Origin of the sequence: Micromonospora sp. NBC_01412 (assembly GCF_045040215.1) — a bacterium.
Taxonomy (GTDB): domain Bacteria; phylum Actinomycetota; class Actinomycetes; order Mycobacteriales; family Micromonosporaceae; genus Micromonospora; species Micromonospora rubida.
The window spans coordinates 1,995,119-2,010,572 of the sequence record NZ_CP109528.1 but is presented as its reverse complement, the minus strand read 5'-3'; the positions used below and the strand labels follow the sequence as shown (position 1 = coordinate 2,010,572).

Genomic DNA, 15,454 nt, shown 5'->3' with positions numbered 1-15,454 from the left:
CCCGACGCGGCCCCGGCGTCCGTCCGTCCCGGCACCCGTCCGTCCCGGCGGCGTGCCGGCGTCGGGTCAGCCCCCGGCGCGCTGGCGGGCGCCGAGGGTGGCGCTGATCCGGACCGTGGTGCCGGCCGTGCCGGTCTCCACCTCCATGGCGTCGCTCAGCTCCCGGGCAAGCCAGAGGCCCCAGCCGCCGGCGGTGTCGGGCGCGGGGCGGTCGCGGTCGTCGAGCCGCCGGGCGCTGATTCCCCGCCCGTGGTCGGCGACCTCGCACACCAGCCGCCCCGGGTGGCGCCACATCCGCAGCCAGCCCTGCCCGCCGCCGTGGCGTACGGCGTTGGTGATCAGCTCGTTGACCGCCAGCACGAAGTCGTCGAGGCGCTGCCCGTCCAGGCCTGCTGCGTGCGCGCAGGAGGTGACCGAGTGACGCAGCTCGGTCACCTGTGCCTGCTCGAAGGCCTCGGCGATCAGGGGGGAAGTGTCGATGGGCACAACCGTACGCGGTGCGGGCAGTTCTACGTTCGTCATGACCCCGTCCGGGGGGTGGGTCGCGGACCTGATTTGCGGCTTTTCCACCGTACGCCAGAATTGGTGGTCGCGCATCCGCCACCCCTGCGGGCCCCGTGCCGGGTTGTGGCATCGTGACGGGCGTGCCGTCGCCGCCCGGTGGATTCGAGGTCCCGCTCTGGCGGGCCGTAGCGGTGTTCCGGTTCGCGGCCCTGGCGTACGTCGGTCTGCTGGCCCTGCGCGACGCCGACCGGTACGCCCATCCGGTGCCGGCCGGGGTGGTCCTGCTCGTGATGCTCGGCTGGACGGTGACCACCGCGTACGGCTACGCCCGCCTGGCCCGGCGGCGCTGGCCGCTGCTGGTGGCCGACCTCGCGGTCGTGCTCGGGGTACTGCTGGTCAGCCCGTGGGTGCAGGGGCGGGCGGCCCTCGCCACCGGCGCGCCCAGCCTCGCGGTGGTCTGGCTGGCCGGGCCGGTGCTCGCCTGGGCGGTCTCCGGCGGCCGGCGCCGGGGCACGGTCGCCGCGCTGCTGGTCGGCGGGGTCGACCTGGCGACCCGGGACCGGATCGGCCAGTCCACTCTCACCGGGGTGATCCTCCTGCTGCTGGCCGGCGTGGTGGTCGGCCACGTGGCCCGGCTCGCGGTGACGGCCGAGCAGCGGCTGCACCGGGCGGTGGAGCTGGAGGCGGCCACCCGGGAACGGGAGCGACTGGCCCGGGACATCCACGACTCGGTGCTCCAGGTGCTCGCGCTGGTGCAGCGGCGCGGCGCCCACCTCGACGGGGAGGCCGGCGAGCTGGCCCGGCTGGCCGGGGAGCAGGAGGCCGCCCTGCGTGCCCTGATCGGGCGGGCGGGTGCCGTCACGCCGGCCGGGGACGGGAACATCCGCGACCTGCGGGCCATGCTCGACCGGTACGCCTCGGCGACGGTCGCGGTCTCCGCGCCGGCCACCCCGGTGCCGCTGACCGGGTGGGTGGCCGCCGAGCTGGTGGCAGCCGTCGGCGCGGCGCTGGACAACGTGACCCGGCACGCCGGCGGGCGGGCCTGGGTGCTGATCGAGGACGAGGGGGAGAAGGTGACCGTCTCGGTACGCGACGAGGGGCCGGGGATTCCGGCGGGCCGGCTGGCCGAGGCCGCGGCGCAGGGGCGGCTGGGAGTGGCGCAGTCCATCCGGGGACGGGTCGCCGACCTGGGCGGCGAGGTGCGGATCATCTCGACCACCGGCGCGGGGACCGAGATCGAGCTGAGCGTGCCGAGGAGCGGGCTATGAGCACCGGCGTCCGGGTGATGGTGGTCGACGACCACCCGATGTGGCGTGAGGGGGTGGCCCGCGACCTCACCGAGGCCGGGCACCTGGTGGTCGCGACCAGCGGGGAGGGGCGGCAGGCCGTCCGGGTGGCCGCCGCGGCCCGGCCCGACGTGGTCGTGCTCGACCTGCAACTGCCGGACGTCTCCGGCGTCGAGGTGATCCGCGGCCTGCGCGCCGTGCTGCCCGAGGTGCGGGTGCTGATGCTGTCGGCCAGCGGCGAGCCGCAGAGCGTCCTGGACGCGGTGAAGGCCGGTGCCACCGGCTACCTGGTCAAGTCGGCCGCCCCGGCCGAGTTCCTGGACGCGGTGCGCCGGACGGCGGCCGGCGAACCGGTCTTCACGCCGGGCCTGGCGGGGCTGGTGCTGGGGGAGTACCGGCGGCTGGCGGTCGGCCCCGCGACCCCGGACGCCGCCGCGCCCCGGCTGACCGACCGGGAGACCGAGGTGCTGCGGCTGGTCGCCAAGGGGATGTCGTACAAGCAGATCGCCGAGCGGCTCCAGCTCTCCCACCGGACGGTGCAGAACCACGTGCAGAACACGCTCGGCAAGCTCCAGCTCCACAACCGCGTCGAGCTGACCCGCTACGCCATCGAGCGAGGGCTGGACGACTGACGGCCCGGGTGCCCGGTCCCGGACGTCCACGTCGCCTCGCGGATGTTCTGGCTCGTGGGTGTTCTAGTGCGAGTCGGGCGGGCGCGTCTCGTGGACCGCGAGTTCCTCGGCCGTCGCCCCGCCGCCGGCCGACCCGGCGTCGTACGCGATGTTGTCGGGCTCCCGATCGGTGTGCGTCCCCTCGTCCGGTTCCACCAGCCGGCCGACCTCGGGGGCGGGGGCGCCGAGTTGGCCGTGGTCGTACAGGGAGACGGGGGAGTGCGGGTCCGAGGTGGGGCCCGGGTTGAGCACGTCGGCGTCGAGCTGCGCCTGGGCGGCCTGCTCCTCGCTGTCCGCCTCGGCCGCGATGCCCGGGTCGACCGGGGCCGCCAGCGGGTCGTCGGCGGGGCGCTCATAGCTCTCCCGCTGGAGCTTGTAATCCAGTGACTCGCCGTCGAGTTGCTCCTCGGCGGTGGTGCCGAACCGGTCCACCGCCACCGGCGTGCGGTCCCCGGGAAGCTGGGCCGGCTCCGGGCCGTCCGCCTCCCGGCCGGTCAGGACGTCGTCGTTGGCCGTCGAGTCGTCGTCGGCGGTGTCGGGCAGGCCCTCGGCCTCGGGATCGGAAACGGGGGTCGGGTAATCGTCGTCGCGCATGGCTGATCACTACCCGTTGCCCACCGCCAGTAACCGACGCCCCGCCCGCTCTCGCCCGCGAACCCGTCCCGCCCCTGAATCGCATTGCCCGACGAAAGCCGTGAAACGGGATAAATCAGGCTAGGTGGGTTGATGATCACAGGGGGAGAGGGGTGGGGTGGAGGACGGCCCAGACGAGCTTGCCGTCGGGCAGGAGAGTGCTGCCCCAGCGCTGGGCCACGGTGTCGATCAGCAGCAGGCCCCGGCCGCCCGCCGTGTCCACCGGGGCGAGCCCGCGGTACGCCGGCTGCCGCCGGGAGCGGTCGCGTACGCCGATGTGCAGCGTGCCGCCGTGGGGCGCCAACCGGACGGTCATCCCGGTGCGGGCATGCGCGACCACGTTGTTGACCATCTCGGTCGCCGCGATGCAGCCCGCCTCGGCCAGGGCGCCGATCCCCCACCGGGCGCAGCGGTCGGTCACCAGCATCCGGACCTGCCGCGCGGCGCCGACGACCGGGGCCAGTTCCGTGGTGGTCGCCGCGGTCATCGGGGCGCGGGCCAGCGCCGCCAGCGCCTCGTCGAGGGTCGAGCACACCGCCAGCCCGTCGCCGGCCGTCGTCTCGGTGGGGTCGAGGACCAGCACGCCCGCCGCCGGCCAGTCGGCGATCTCGCGGCGCACCTCGGCGAAGACCCGCCGGGCGGCGGGATCGGCCACCCGCAGCCGGGACAGGTCGACCACCACCGGGCCGGGCCGCTCGCAGAGCCGCAGGAGCAGCGCGTCGCGTACGGCGCCGGCGGCGGCCGAATCGAGCACGCCGGACAACCGGAGCAAGCCGGACGACTCGTCCGTCTCCACCAGGCAGCGCACGTCGGTCGGCATGACCGCCCCATTCTGCACGTCGGTGGTGTCGCGCGCATCCGGTCGGTCGGGGCGGTTCATCAGCGGTCCGTCCGGGCTCGGCGGTTCATCGCCGCCATCGTGCCGACCGCGGTGCCGGCGGCGGCGAGCCCGAACGCGGCGGTCATCCGGACGAGTTGCCGCCGCCGGCCGTGCCACCCACCTTCCCGCTCGGCCGCCGCGTCGGCGGTGAAGACGTTGCCGGTGCTGTCCGGCCGCCCGGCGGGCCCGAACTGGGTGCGGTGGGCGTACCAGCCGAGGGCCCGCTCGGCCAGCGCCGGGGCGAGCCGCCACTGCGCGCCGACCAGCCGGGCGGCACCCCCGGCGTACGCCTCCCGGCGGGGCCGGCGCAGCACCCGCACGATGGTCTCGGCCACCACCTCCGGCGGGTAGACCGGCGGCGGCGGCACCAGCTCCCGGCCGGTGTGGTTGGCGGCGTGCCGGAAGAACGGGGTGTCGATGCTGGCCGGCAGCACCGTGCAGACCGAGACGTTCCCCCGCCCGGTGACCCGCAGCTCCTGCCGGACCGTGTCGGCCAGCCCCCGGATCCCGTGCTTGGTGGCGTTGTACGCCGACTGGTAGGGCATCGCCACCTCGGCCAGCACGGAGACGTTGTTGACCAGCACCCCGCCGCCGGCCGCGTCGAGGTACGGCAGGGCCGCCTTCATCCCGTACGCGGCGCCGAGCAGGTTCACCTCCAGCACCCGGCGGAACTCCCCGGCGGGGATCTCGTCGAAGAGGCCCACCGCGCTGACCGCCGCGTTGTTGACCCAGGCGTCGATGTGGCCGAACTCCTCCGCCGCGCGGGCCGCGAGGCGTTCGACGGCCACCGGGTCCGTGACATCCGTGGGTACGGCCAGCGCCCGGCCGCCCAACTCGCGGCAGCGGGACGCCACCCGCTCCAGCGCCTCCTCGCTGCGCGCCGCCAGCACCACGGCCGCGCCGCGGCGGGCCAGCGCGTACGCGGTCGCCGTGCCGATGCCGCTGGAGGCACCGGTGAGCACGATGCTCGCGTCATCGAGACTGCGGGTGAGAGGCATTCTTCGCCCGTACCCTCGACGGGCCCGCTCATGCCATCGGCCCTGGTCGGATAGCAGCCGCGCCCGGTCACGCCCCCGGCCAGACCGGTCGTACGTTTCCGACTTGCCAGGTTTCGCACCCGGGGGTCGCGGTTAATGGGACCCTCTGACCGGGAGGAACCACCAGCTCGGGAAACGCGTGGAGGTGACCCATGCGCGTCGGCCTAGTGTGCGCGCACTCCGGACCGTCGCGGCCCATCGACGGTCCGGTCGTCGGCACGCGCGAGCACATCGCGCGGGTCGCCGCCGAACTGGCCGGCCGGGGCCATGACGTGCACGTGTACGAGCGCCGCGACGATCCGGCGCTGCCGGCGACGCTGGAGCTGGACGGCTACCGGGTGGAGCGGGCCGCCATCGGCCCGGCCGCCCCGACGCCCACCGCCGAGCTGGTGCCGCACGTGGCCGAGTTCGGCCGCTGGCTGGCCGACCGGTGGTCCGGCGAGTGGACGCCGGATGTGGTGCACGGGCACTACTGGGTCGGCGGGCTGGCCGCCGCGCAGGCCGTACGGGAGACCGACATCCCGGTCGTACAGACCTTCCACTCCCTCGGCGTGGAGCAGCTTCGCCACCTCGGCCCCCAGTACGACGGCCCGGGCACCCGGATCCCGCTGGAGCGGGCCCTGACCCGGGCGGTGGACATCGCGGTCGCCCAGTGCAACGACGAGGTCGACGAGCTGACCCGGATGGGGCTGCAACGCACGTCGGTGGCGATGGTGCCCGCCGGGGTGGACACCGAGCAGTTCCACCCCGACGGGGAGGCGGCCCCGCGCGACCAGCGCCACCGGATCCTCTCCGTCGGCGGTCTGTCGGCCGGGCACGGGCAGGAGGACCTGATCCGCGCGATGCGGCTGGTCGGCGACGCCGAGCTGGTGATCGCCGGCGGGCCGCCGGTCGACCAGCTCACCCACCACGTCGAGGCCCGCCGCCTGCGTGAGCTGGCCGAGCGCACCGGCGTGGCCGACCAGGTGAAGCTCGTCGGCGCGGTGCCGCACGACCAGATGGCCACCTGGTACCGCTCGGCCGACGTGGTGGCCTGCACCCCGCACTACTCCTCGGCCGGCCGGGTGTCGCTGGAGGCGATGGCCTGCGGCGTGCCGGTCGTCGGGTACGCCATGGGCGGCATCGCCGACGCCGTGGTCGACGAGGTCACCGGGAGGTTGGTGCCCCCCGGCGACGTCCGGGCCCTGGGGGTGACCCTGCGCCGGTTGCTCGCCGACAACGCCGGCCGGTTCGCCTACGGGCACGCCGCAGTGGACCGGGTGCGGTGCAGCTACACCTGGGAGCGGACGGCCGGCGCGCTGGAGCGGCTCTACGAGCGGGTGGTCGGCCGACGCCGGCCGGTCGAGGCGGCGTAGCGGCGGCTCAGTGGCGACGGCCCAATGGTGGCGGCCCAGTGGCGGCGATTCGGCGCGGCGGCTCAGCGGCGGGGGTGGGCCGGGGCGCCGGCGGGCAGTATTTCCCGGTCGCGTTCCCGGACCACCTCGTGGTGGTGCTGTGGCTCGGCGTACCTGGTCAGGCCGATCACCGCGGCCAGCGTGGTCAGGAAGCCGAGTGCGGCCAGCCACTCCCGGCCGGGCCAGATCTTGTCGTTGAGCAGCAGCAGCCCCACGATCGCGGCGGGCACCGCCCCGGCCGCGTCCATCGCGGCGACCGCCGCCGTGGTCGACCCGCGCTGCATGGCCAGGCCGAGCAGCAGCTGGCCGACCACCGAGTGGGCCACCAGCAGGTAGAGCAGCGGGTCCCGGACGAACCCCTCCACGCTCGTCACGGCGGCCAGCGGGCGGGCGGCCACCGCGGCGGCGGAGAAGGCCAGCCCGGCCAGCGAGCCGAGCGCCACCGACCCGGGTGCGCCGTGCAGCCGTACCGCGAAGAAGCCGACCACGGCGATCACCGCCAGCGCCACGGCGAGCGCGACCAGCCCGGCGGTGCCGAGCGGCCCGGACTGGGCCGGCTGCGCCGACAGCACCAGCCCCGCGATCCCGGCGAAGAGCAGCACCAGCAGCGCCACCTCGGCGGTGGGCAGCCGCCACTTCAGCACCAGCACGCCGAGGATGGCGGTCACCCCCAGCCCGGCCGCCACGCTCGCCTGGACCAGGAACAGCGGCAGGTCCCGCCGGGCCAGGAAGGCCAGCACGAAGCCGGCCACCTGGCAGCCCAGCCCGATCAGGTACGTGCGGTGGCCGGCCAGCCGCAGCAGCAGCCCGGGATCGAAGTTGTGGTGCAGGGTGGTCCGCGCCGCGGCGACGGACTGCAGAAGGTTGGCGATGCCGTACGCGACGATCATCGCCGCGAGGAAGCACCAACCGGAGGACACCACCTGGCGAGGATAGAGGCTGGCGGCGCTCAGCGCGCGGGGGGCCGACCCAGCCTCGCGAGGACGTCGGCGTGCAGCCGGCCGTTGCTGGCCACCGCGCTGTGCTCCCCGGACGCGTCGCCGCCGGACGCGTCGCCGCCGGACGCGTCGCCGCCGGGGGCGGGCCGGCCGGCCAGGTCGGTGAATGTCCCACCCGCCTCGGTGACGATCGGCACCAGCGCGGCGACGTCCCACAGGGACAGTTCCGGCTCGACCATCACGTCCAGCGCCCCCTCGGCCAGCAGCATGTAGCCGTAGAAGTCGCCGTACGCCCGGCTGCGCCAGGTGTCCCGCATGAGCTGGAGCACCGGCTCCAGCAGCCCGGCGTCCTCCCAGCCGGACAGGGACGAGTAGCAGAAGCTGGCGTCGGCGAGCCGGCCCACCCCGGAGACCCGGATCGGGGCGCCGTGCGCGGCGTCCGGGCCGGCGTACGCGCCCTCGCCGACCGCACCCCACCAGCGTCGGCCCAGCGCCGGCGCGGAGACCAGCCCGAGCACCGGACGGTCCTCCTCCAGCAGGGCGATCAGGGTCGCCCAGACCGGCACGCCCCGGACGAAGTTCTTCGTCCCGTCGATCGGGTCGACCACCCAGCGACGCCCGTCCGGCCCGGCGGCGGGCTGCTCGCCGTACTCCTCGCCGAGCAGGCCGTCGCCGGGGCGCCGCTCGGCCAGCAGCGCGCGGATCTCCCGCTCGACGGCCGTGTCGGCGTCGGAGACCGGGGTCAGGTCCGGTTTCGCCTCGACCCGCAGGTCGAGGGCGCGGAACCGGGCCGCCGAGATGGCGTCCGCCCGGTCGGCGAGCAGGTGGGCGAGGGCGAGATCGTCGGCGTACCCGGTCATGCCGCAGACGGTAACGGCGGCCGGGTCGGCCCCCGTCGCGCGGGTCGCGCCCGGCTCGCGGCTCACGACCCGGCGAGCGGGTCGCCGGGGTTGCGCTGGTCGGGCTCGCGCGCGTCGCCGTCCCCGGACCGGGAGGCCAGCAGCCGGCGGTACGAAGCCAGCCGGCGGGCGTCGGCCTTGCCGGCGGCCACCCAGGCGTCCAGTGCGCAGTCGGTCTCGTCGGCGGTGTGCTGGCAGTTCGCCGGGCAGTCGACCGTCCCCTCCACCAGGTCGGGGAAGCCGTGCAGCAGGCTGTTCGCCGAGACGTGCGCCAGCCCGAAGCTGCGCACCCCGGGGGTGTCGACGATCCAGCCCGTGGCGGCGGCAGACGCGCCGGACCGGAGTGCGCCCGGGCGGGGCAGCAGCCGCAGGGCCACCGCGCTGGTCGAGGTGTGCCGGCCCCGGCCGATCGCGCTGACCACGCCCACCGCCCGGTCGGCGTCCGGGACGAGGCGGTTGACCAGCGTCGACTTGCCCACCCCGGAGTGCCCGACCATGACCGACACCCGGCCGGCCAGCAGGTCGCGCAGCGCGTCGAGGTCGGAGTCGGGCCGGATCAGCACGTACGGCAGCTCCAGCTCGGCGTAGTACCCGAGCACCTGCTCGGGGCCGGCCAGGTCGGCCTTGGTCAGGCAGAGCAGCGGCTCGATGTCCGCGTCGTACGCGGCCACCAGGCAGCGGTCGATGAACCCGGTGCGCGGCGGCGGGTCGGCCAGCGCGCTGACGATCACGAGCTGGTCGGCGTTGGCCACCACGACCCGCTCCAGCCGCCCCTCGGCGGTGGTCTCGTCGTCGTCGGCGGTGCGCCGCAGCACCGAGCTGCGCTCGGCGATCCGGACGATCCGGGCCAGCGCCCCGGACGCCCCGGAAGTGTCGCCGACCAGGCCCACCCGGTCGCCCACCACCACGGACTTGCGGCCCAGCTCCCGGGCCCGCATCGCGGTGACGAGCGGGGCGTCCGGGCTGGGGTCGGGCAGCACGCAGGTGTAGCGGCCCCGGTCGACGGCGATCACGAAACCGTCGACGGCGTCGGCGTGCAGGGGCCTCGTCCGGGTGCGTGGGCGCGAGGACTTCCCGGGCCGGACCCGCACGTCGTCCTCGTCGTACTCCCGCCGTTTGGTCGCCAGGACGTCCCCCCGCCGTGTCAGCTCTTTCCGGTCACCATCGCCGACCATAGCGCCGGAAACTCCGGCATGGTCTTCGAGGTGCACGACACGTCGTCAAGTTCGACGCCGGGTACGGCGAGCCCGGTCACCGCGGCGGCGTGCGCCATCCGGTGGTCGTGGTAAGTGCGGAACATCCCGCCGCGCAACGGGCGGGGGCGGATCTCCAGCCCGTCGTCGGACTCGGTGATGTCCGCGCCGAGGCCGGCGAACTCGCGGGCGAGCGCGGCGATTCGGTCGGTCTCGTGCCCCCGGATGTGCGCGACGCCGGTGAACCGGGACGGCGAGTCGGCGAGCATGGCGAGCGCGGTCAGCGCCGGAGTCAGCTCGCTGACCTCGGAGAGGTCGGCGTCGATCCCGTGAACGGCGCCGGTGCCGCGCACGGTCAGGCCGGTGGTGGTGAGGGTCACCTCGCCGCCCATCCGGGACAGCAGGGCACGGAGCTGCTCGACGGGCTGGGCGCTGCTGCGCGGCCAGCCCCGCAGCGTCACCTCGCCGCCGGTGATCAGCGCGGCGGCGAAGAACGGCACCGCGCCGGAGAGGTCCGGCTCGATCTCCCAGCCCCGCCCGGTCAGCGGACCCGGCTCGACGACCCAGACGTCTGGGACGCTGTCGTCGACGGCAGCCCCGGCGGCCCGGAGCATCTGCACGGTCATCCGCAGGTGCGGCGCGGACGGGACCGGCGGGCCGACGTGCCGGACCACCACGCCCCGGTCGAAGCGGGGCGCGGCCAGCAGCAGGCCGGAGACGAGCTGGCTGGAGGCGGACGCGTCGATCACCACCTCGCCGCCGGTCACCCGGCCGGCGCCGAACACGGTCAGCGGCAGGCTGTCGGTGGTCGGGGTGTCGACGCGCACCCCGAGGGCGCGCAGCGCCCCGATCAGCGGGCCGAGCGGCCGGGTGCGGGCGGCCGGGTCGCCGTCGAAGGTGACCCGGCCGTCGGCGAGACCGGCGACGGGCGGCACGAACCGCATGATGGTGCCGGCCAGGCCGACGTCGACGTGCGCCGGGCCGGCCAGCGGGTGCGGCCGGACCAGCCACCGGTCGTCGTCCGCGATCGACATGTGCGCGCCGAGCGCCCGCAGCCCGCCGGCCATCAGCTCGGTGTCCCGGGCCCGCAGCGGCCCGGCCAGCGTGGAGGGGCCGCTGGCAAGCGCGCTGAGCACCAGCGCGCGGGCGGTCATCGACTTGGAGCCGGGCAGCCGCAGCGTGGCCACCACCGGGTCGGACGCGGTCGGAGCGGTCCACGGCCGTAGCGGCCGGGTCGCGGTCGGAATCCCCACGGGTCACATTCTGCCGCGTCCCGCCCCCGATGTGACGGGCCGGCGGGTCCGCTCCCGGTTGGCGGGACAGCCGAACGCGCCGAGGGGCGTTAGCGTGTGCCCCATGTGCGGGAGGTACGCGACGACCCGGAGCGCGGGTGACCTGAGCGGGCTGTTCGAGTCGTACGACGAGACCGACGACCGGGTCCGGTCGAGCCACAACGTGGCGCCCACCTCCGCCGTGCCGCTGGTCCGGCTCTCCGCCGAGGGGCACCGTGCCCTGTCCGCCGGCCGCTGGGGGTTCCTGCCGCCCTGGTCGCGTTCGCCGGGCGAGGGGGCCCGGATGATCAATGCGCGGGCCGAGACGGTGGCCACCAGCCGGGCGTACGCGCCCGCGTTCGCCCGCCGCCGCTGCCTGGTCCCCGCCGACGGCTGGTACGAGTGGGTCCGGCGGCCGGAGGGCGGCCGGCAGGCCTACTACATGACCCCGGCCGACGTCTCGGTGCTCGCCCTGGCGGGCATCTGGACGACCTGGGAGGGCCCGGCCGGGCCGGTGCTGACGTTCAGCGTGCTGACCACCGCCGCCGTCGGTGAACTTGCCGAGGTGCACGAGCGGATGCCGCTGCTGCTGCCCCGGGAGCGCTGGGCGTCCTGGCTGGGGCCCGTGGACGACCCGGCCACGCTGCTCACCCCGCCCCCCGCCGGGTGGCTGGCTGGCCTGGAGATCCGGCCGATCGGGCCGGCGGTCGGCAACGTGCGCAACGACGGGCCGGAGCTGACCGCCCGGGTGCCGGCACAGATCGCGCCGACCGGGGACATGACGCTTTTCTGACAGTCGACGAAGCGCATTGTCGCGTACTGATTCGCCAGGGTTGCGGTGAATCGTCGCCCGCTGTTTAGGCCTTCTTCACGCGAGGCCCTTGTCCCCGTGTCCCAAAGTGCGATACAACACAGCGCCGGTAGTGGACGACGATTCGCACGGTGCGAACGGCGTTCATCGATCATGCCGGTCCCACGGGGGAGGTGGGTGGATGACACGGGCGCGTATGCCCCGCCCGCATGAGGTGGCCGCCGCACGACGCGATCCGCGACTGCTGCGGGCGTTGCGTGAACGGCAACAGGACGAAGCCTGGCGAACCAGAGGGACCTGCCAGAGCGTGGACCCGGAGACATTCTTTCCGGCGCCCAACGAACCGGCCGACGCGGCGGTGGCCCTCTGTCGCAGTTGCGATGTGCAGGGGCCCTGCCTGGCCTGGGCGTTGGATGTCGGCGACTGCCACGGCGTCTGGGGCGGCACCACGCCGCGCGAGCGCCGGGCGATGCTGGTCGCCTGGCGCAGCGAGGTGGACCCGGACCCGGACGCGGTCGACGAGGCCGGCCCGCCGGTGCGGGACCGGCTGCTCACCCTGGTCCCGCTGAGCTGACCCCGCCGGCCGTCCTCCCGCCCGGGTGGGAGGACGGCCGCGCTCGGCGTACGGGGCCGGGGCGGGATCCGGGGCGGTCCCCGGGGCCGCCGCCCAGTGGACCCGCAGAATGGGCCCGTGCGGCATGACGAGGAGATCGGGACACCACGCGGGCCGGCCCGGGTCGACACCGACCTGCCGGCCGGTCCGCCGTTCGCCCTGCTGGTGCTCGGGCACGGGGCGGGCGGCGACGTCGACGCACCCGACCTGGTCGCGGTCCGGGACGCGGCGGTGGCCGCCGGGGTGGCGGTGGTCCGGGTGACCCAGCCGTACCGGGTGGCCGGCCGGCGTGCCCCGGCCCCCGCCGGGCACCTCGACGAGGCGTGGACGGCGGTCGTGGCCGAGGTGCGCCGGCGGCACCCCGCCGGGCCCGCGCTGGTGGTCGGCGGCCGGTCCAGCGGCGCCCGGGTGGCCTGCCGTACCGCCGTGGCCGTCGGCGCCGACGCGGTGCTTGCGCTGGCCTTCCCGCTGCACCCGCCGGGTCGGCCGGAGCGTTCCCGGGCGGCGGAGCTGGCCACCGGGCTGCCGACGCTGGTGGTCAACGGCGACCGCGATCCCTTCGGCGTGCCCGAGGCGGGCCCGCCGGTCCGGGTGGTGGTCCGCCCCGGCGAGCGGCACGACCTGCGCGACGATCCGGCCGGCACGGCTGGCGTGGTGGTCGACTGGCTGCGCGGGCGGGGCTGGGCGTCTCCCTGACCCCGCAGCCCCGGTCGCGGGCCGCGCCCCGGCCGCGGCGGGCGGGGCCGGGCGCGGCCCGTGACCGGGGTGCGGCCCGCGTCGTTGTCTCCGGTGGTGTCGGGTGTCGATCCGGGCGACCGACGCCGTCCCGCCCAGGCCCTTCCTGGTCCCAGCGCCGGCGTCTGCCGGGGCCGGGGCCAGGAATGGGGGCCGGTCGGCCGGAATGCCGGGCCCGGCGGTCCGCGTTACCTCCCATGGACGAAATTTCTGCTTCAGGGGGGGTGTGACCGGTGCCGACCGAGACACGGAGCCGGGAACGGGACGAACGGGAGGCCGGGCACCTCAGACGGCTGCTCGACGCACCGGAGTGGCCCGCCGCGGCGCGGCCGGACGGGCCTGCGGCGGTGAGGACCAGCACACCGGCCGGAACCGAATCTGCGCCGGGGTCCTGGCGCGTATCCTCGGCGGGAAAGCATCCGACGCGAGGGGATGTGCGGTTGACCACCGAGAAGACGGACGAACGCAGGGCCCGCTTCGAGCGGGACGCGATGCCCTTCGTCGATCAGCTCTACGCCGCCGGGCTGCGCATGACGCGCAATCCGGCGGACGCGGAGGACCTGGTCCAGGAGACCTACCTGAAGGCGTATGCGGCCTTCCACCAGTTCGAACAGGGCACCAACCTGAAGGCCTGGCTGTACCGGATCCTGACCAACACCTACATCAACTCCTACCGCAAGCGGCAGCGCCAGCCGATTCAGGCGCCCACTGAGGAGATCACCGACTGGCAGCTCGCCGCGGTCGAGTCGCACACCTCCAGCGGGCTCCGCTCGGCCGAGACCGAGGCGCTGGACAGACTGCCCGACAGCGACGTCAAGGAGGCCCTCCAGCAGTTGCCGGAGGAGTTCCGGATGGCCGTCTACCTCACCGATGTCGAGGGCTTCTCCTACAAGGAGGTGGCCGACATAATGGGCACCCCCATCGGCACGGTGATGTCGCGGCTGCACCGCGGCCGACGTAATCTGCGCAAGCTGCTCGAACGGTACGCCGGCGAGCGCGGCTTCTCCGCCGCGCAGCCGGCCAAGGGTTCGACCGCCGCCGCCGGCCGGGAGGTGTGACGTGAGCTGTGGGAAGCCGCACAGGACGGATTGCCGTGAGGTGCTCGCCGAGGTCTACCTCTACCTGGACCTGGAGTGCGCCGAGGAGCGTCGCCTGCTGATCAGGCATCACCTCGACGAGTGCGGGCCCTGCCTGCGCGAGTACGGCCTTGAGCAGGAGGTGAAGGCGCTGGTGGCCCGGTGCTGCGGCAACGAGACCGCGCCGGAGCAGCTGCGCGAACGGCTGCGGGTCCGCCTCACCGAGCTGGTCGTCTTCGAGACGAGCGAGTCGCGCGAGCTGGCCGACTGACCCGGCGGGGTACGCACGCAACGACACGACGGTGGCCCGGGTCGATCGACTCGGGCCACCGTCGTTCTCCGCCCCCCGCGCGGCGGGTCGGACCGGGCCGCTGGACGGTCGGCGGACAGGCCGCCGCGCCGGTCAGGAGTTGGGGCGCTTGCCGTGGTTAGCGTTGCTCTTCTTCCGGGCCTTCTTCTTCCGGGACTTCTTCGCCATGTCGACCTCCTCAGGTGCTGTGGTCACTTCCGCCCGCGCGAGAGCACGGCGGTGGTCGGATGCCGGCCCTCGGGCATCAGCGGGCCGACCCGCTGATGCTAGTGCGGGCGGCGTCCGCCGTGGTCCGCCGGGGCGGTGCTGGCGCCGCGCCCGTCCGGGCCACCCCCTGTTTCGTCGACTCGGCGTGCCGCGTGTCGCCCGCTCACGCCCGCTCCGGCCCCGGGACGGGCCGGTACATGATTGGATACCGATCGCAGAGACGCCGGTGGAGAGGGAGGGCCGACATGGCCGAGGAGATCCGCGCCGAGATGGTGGCCAACGTGTGGAAGATCGTCGTGTCGACCGGGGACGCCGTGTCCGAGGGAGACACGCTGGTGATCCTTGAGTCGATGAAGATGGAGATCCCGGTCGTCGCCGAGTCCGACGGTGTCATCGAGCGGCTCGCGGTCAACGAAGGCGACGTGGTGCAGGACGGCGACCTGATCGCGGTGATCGGTTGACCGGCCTGCTGGTCCGGCGGGCCGCCGCGGCCGACTTCGCGGCGGTGGCCCGGCTGACCGTGGCCGCGTACGAGGCCGACGGGCAACTCAAGGGGGAGAGCGGCTACGCCGTCGCGCTCGCCGACGTGGCGACCCGGGCGGCGAGCGGCGAGGTGCTGGTCGCCGTGGACGAGGCCACCGGCGGGCTGCTCGGGTCGGTCACGTTCGTGCTGTCCGGCACCCCGTACGCCGAGCTCTGCGGCCCCGGCGAGGCCGAGTTCCGGATGCTCGCGGTGGACCCGGCCGCGCAGGGCCGGGGCGCCGGCGCGGCGCTGGCGCGGGCCTGCCTGTCCCGCGCCGCCGAGCTGGGCTGCTCGGCGGTGGTGATCTGCCGTCGCGACGGGTTCGCCGAGGCCGGCCGGCGGCTCTACGAGCGGCTGGGCTTCGTCCGCACGCCGGAGCGGGACTGGTCCCCGCTGCCCGGGGTGGAGCTGCTCGGCCTGCGCCTGGAACTGCCCGTGGCGACCTCTGAGGGTTGATCCGCGACTGTCCGCCC

Annotated in this window: 19 protein-coding genes; 10 read left to right on the top strand and 9 right to left on the bottom strand. The window is 75.1% G+C overall.

Going from position 1 to position 15,454, the window contains the following annotated elements; translation table 11 throughout:
* Nucleotides 1-66: 66 nt before the first annotated feature.
* Entirely contained in the window at nt 67-522 is a 456-nt protein-coding gene (locus tag OG617_RS08935; protein WP_405100347.1) for an ATP-binding protein, read from the bottom strand.
* A 122-nt stretch (nt 523-644) separates the two neighbouring features.
* Between OG617_RS08935 and macS the strand changes: the two genes are divergently transcribed.
* Nucleotides 645-1,772, top strand: a complete 1,128-nt coding sequence (macS, locus tag OG617_RS08930; RefSeq protein WP_405100345.1) for a MacS family sensor histidine kinase — start codon at nt 645-647, stop codon at nt 1,770-1,772.
* Nucleotides 1,769-2,422 (top strand): response regulator, encoded by a 654-nt coding sequence (locus tag OG617_RS08925; protein ID WP_405100343.1) that lies wholly within the window; start codon nt 1,769-1,771, stop codon nt 2,420-2,422. The genes macS and OG617_RS08925 overlap by 4 nt, the downstream gene beginning before the upstream one ends.
* Nucleotides 2,423-2,485: 63 nt before the next feature.
* Here the strand turns inward: OG617_RS08925 and OG617_RS08920 are convergent, their stop codons facing one another.
* The 3 genes from OG617_RS08920 to OG617_RS08910 form a co-directional block, all read right to left on the bottom strand.
* The gene (locus tag OG617_RS08920; RefSeq protein WP_405100341.1) at nt 2,486-3,055 is read right to left on the bottom strand and encodes a DUF5709 domain-containing protein; all 570 of its coding nucleotides are present in this window, start codon (nt 3,053-3,055) and stop codon (nt 2,486-2,488) included.
* A gap of 136 nt (nt 3,056-3,191) precedes the next feature.
* Nucleotides 3,192-3,974, bottom strand: coding sequence for an ATP-binding protein (locus tag OG617_RS08915; RefSeq protein ID WP_405100339.1), 783 nt, complete (start codon nt 3,972-3,974; stop codon nt 3,192-3,194).
* Nucleotides 3,974-4,972, bottom strand: coding sequence for an SDR family oxidoreductase (locus OG617_RS08910; RefSeq protein ID WP_405100337.1), 999 nt, complete (start codon nt 4,970-4,972; stop codon nt 3,974-3,976). Before OG617_RS08910 ends, OG617_RS08915 begins: the two co-directional genes overlap by 1 nt.
* Before the next feature lie 191 nt (nt 4,973-5,163).
* On the opposite strand from OG617_RS08910, the gene OG617_RS08905 reads away from it, so the two are divergent.
* The gene (locus tag OG617_RS08905) at nt 5,164-6,366 is read left to right on the top strand and encodes a glycosyltransferase (RefSeq protein ID WP_405100335.1); all 1,203 of its coding nucleotides are present in this window, start codon (nt 5,164-5,166) and stop codon (nt 6,364-6,366) included.
* Nucleotides 6,367-6,428: 62 nt separating this feature from the next.
* On the opposite strand, the gene OG617_RS08900 is transcribed toward OG617_RS08905, so the two are convergent.
* The 4 genes from OG617_RS08900 to aroA all read right to left on the bottom strand — a co-directional run bounded on the left by OG617_RS08900 (nt 6,429) and on the right by aroA (nt 10,688).
* The gene (locus OG617_RS08900) at nt 6,429-7,295 is read right to left on the bottom strand and encodes a hypothetical protein (protein WP_405103586.1); all 867 of its coding nucleotides are present in this window, start codon (nt 7,293-7,295) and stop codon (nt 6,429-6,431) included.
* 59 nt (nt 7,296-7,354) lie between these two features.
* Complete coding sequence (gene hisN / locus OG617_RS08895) at nt 7,355-8,203, bottom strand: histidinol-phosphatase (protein WP_405100333.1); 849 nt, start codon at nt 8,201-8,203, stop codon at nt 7,355-7,357.
* Nucleotides 8,204-8,265: 62 nt separating this feature from the next.
* Nucleotides 8,266-9,417, bottom strand: coding sequence for a ribosome small subunit-dependent GTPase A (gene rsgA / locus OG617_RS08890; RefSeq protein WP_405100330.1), 1,152 nt, complete (start codon nt 9,415-9,417; stop codon nt 8,266-8,268).
* The gene (aroA, locus tag OG617_RS08885; RefSeq protein WP_405100328.1) at nt 9,387-10,688 is read right to left on the bottom strand and encodes a 3-phosphoshikimate 1-carboxyvinyltransferase; all 1,302 of its coding nucleotides are present in this window, start codon (nt 10,686-10,688) and stop codon (nt 9,387-9,389) included. The genes rsgA and aroA overlap by 31 nt, the downstream gene beginning before the upstream one ends.
* 103 nt (nt 10,689-10,791) lie before the next feature.
* On the opposite strand from aroA, the gene OG617_RS08880 reads away from it, so the two are divergent.
* The 5 genes from OG617_RS08880 (at nt 10,792) to rsrA (ending at nt 14,212) form a co-directional block, all read left to right on the top strand.
* On the top strand, nt 10,792-11,499 hold the full coding sequence (locus OG617_RS08880) for an SOS response-associated peptidase (RefSeq protein ID WP_405100326.1): 708 nt from the start codon (nt 10,792-10,794) through the stop codon (nt 11,497-11,499).
* A 199-nt stretch (nt 11,500-11,698) separates the two neighbouring features.
* Nucleotides 11,699-12,091: a WhiB family transcriptional regulator gene (locus tag OG617_RS08875; RefSeq protein ID WP_396676886.1), complete on the top strand. Its 393-nt coding sequence runs from the start codon at nt 11,699-11,701 to the stop codon at nt 12,089-12,091.
* 117 nt (nt 12,092-12,208) lie between these two features.
* On the top strand, nt 12,209-12,826 hold the full coding sequence (locus tag OG617_RS08870) for an alpha/beta family hydrolase (protein WP_405100324.1): 618 nt from the start codon (nt 12,209-12,211) through the stop codon (nt 12,824-12,826).
* Nucleotides 12,827-13,098: 272 nt separating this feature from the next.
* Nucleotides 13,099-13,923, top strand: coding sequence for a sigma-70 family RNA polymerase sigma factor (locus OG617_RS08865; protein ID WP_405100322.1), 825 nt, complete (start codon nt 13,099-13,101; stop codon nt 13,921-13,923).
* A gap of 1 nt (nt 13,924) precedes the next feature.
* Nucleotides 13,925-14,212: a mycothiol system anti-sigma-R factor gene (gene rsrA, locus OG617_RS08860; protein WP_161685402.1), complete on the top strand. Its 288-nt coding sequence runs from the start codon at nt 13,925-13,927 to the stop codon at nt 14,210-14,212.
* 132 nt (nt 14,213-14,344) lie between these two features.
* On the opposite strand, the gene OG617_RS08855 is transcribed toward rsrA, so the two are convergent.
* Complete coding sequence (locus OG617_RS08855) at nt 14,345-14,419, bottom strand: 50S ribosomal protein bL37 (RefSeq protein WP_386988480.1); 75 nt, start codon at nt 14,417-14,419, stop codon at nt 14,345-14,347.
* A 284-nt stretch (nt 14,420-14,703) separates the two neighbouring features.
* On the opposite strand from OG617_RS08855, the gene OG617_RS08850 reads away from it, so the two are divergent.
* Both OG617_RS08850 and OG617_RS08845 read left to right on the top strand, forming a co-directional pair.
* Nucleotides 14,704-14,919 (top strand): biotin/lipoyl-binding carrier protein, encoded by a 216-nt coding sequence (locus OG617_RS08850; protein WP_405100319.1) that lies wholly within the window; start codon nt 14,704-14,706, stop codon nt 14,917-14,919.
* Nucleotides 14,916-15,437 carry a GNAT family N-acetyltransferase gene (locus tag OG617_RS08845; protein ID WP_405100317.1) on the top strand — a complete coding sequence of 174 codons (522 nt, stop codon included), beginning with the start codon at nt 14,916-14,918 and terminating at the stop codon, nt 15,435-15,437. Before OG617_RS08850 ends, OG617_RS08845 begins: the two co-directional genes overlap by 4 nt.
* The last annotated feature ends 17 nt before the right edge of the window (nt 15,438-15,454 follow it).

Coding starts and splice junctions, on each gene's coding strand:
- OG617_RS08935 (WP_405100347.1), bottom strand. CDS start 522: ATGACGAACGTAGAACTGCCCGCACCGCGTACGGTTGTGCCCATCGAC.
- OG617_RS08925 (WP_405100343.1), top strand. CDS start 1,769: ATGAGCACCGGCGTCCGGGTGATGGTGGTCGACGACCACCCGATGTGG.
- OG617_RS08920 (WP_405100341.1), bottom strand. CDS start 3,055: ATGCGCGACGACGATTACCCGACCCCCGTTTCCGATCCCGAGGCCGAG.
- OG617_RS08915 (WP_405100339.1), bottom strand. CDS start 3,974: ATGAACCGCCCCGACCGACCGGATGCGCGCGACACCACCGACGTGCAG.
- OG617_RS08910 (WP_405100337.1), bottom strand. CDS start 4,972: ATGCCTCTCACCCGCAGTCTCGATGACGCGAGCATCGTGCTCACCGGT.
- OG617_RS08905 (WP_405100335.1), top strand. CDS start 5,164: ATGCGCGTCGGCCTAGTGTGCGCGCACTCCGGACCGTCGCGGCCCATC.
- OG617_RS08900 (WP_405103586.1), bottom strand. CDS start 7,295: ATGATCGTCGCGTACGGCATCGCCAACCTTCTGCAGTCCGTCGCCGCG.
- hisN (WP_405100333.1), bottom strand. CDS start 8,203: ATGACCGGGTACGCCGACGATCTCGCCCTCGCCCACCTGCTCGCCGAC.
- rsgA (WP_405100330.1), bottom strand. CDS start 9,417: ATGGTCGGCGATGGTGACCGGAAAGAGCTGACACGGCGGGGGGACGTC.
- OG617_RS08880 (WP_405100326.1), top strand. CDS start 10,792: ATGTGCGGGAGGTACGCGACGACCCGGAGCGCGGGTGACCTGAGCGGG.
- OG617_RS08875 (WP_396676886.1), top strand. CDS start 11,699: ATGACACGGGCGCGTATGCCCCGCCCGCATGAGGTGGCCGCCGCACGA.
- OG617_RS08850 (WP_405100319.1), top strand. CDS start 14,704: ATGGCCGAGGAGATCCGCGCCGAGATGGTGGCCAACGTGTGGAAGATC.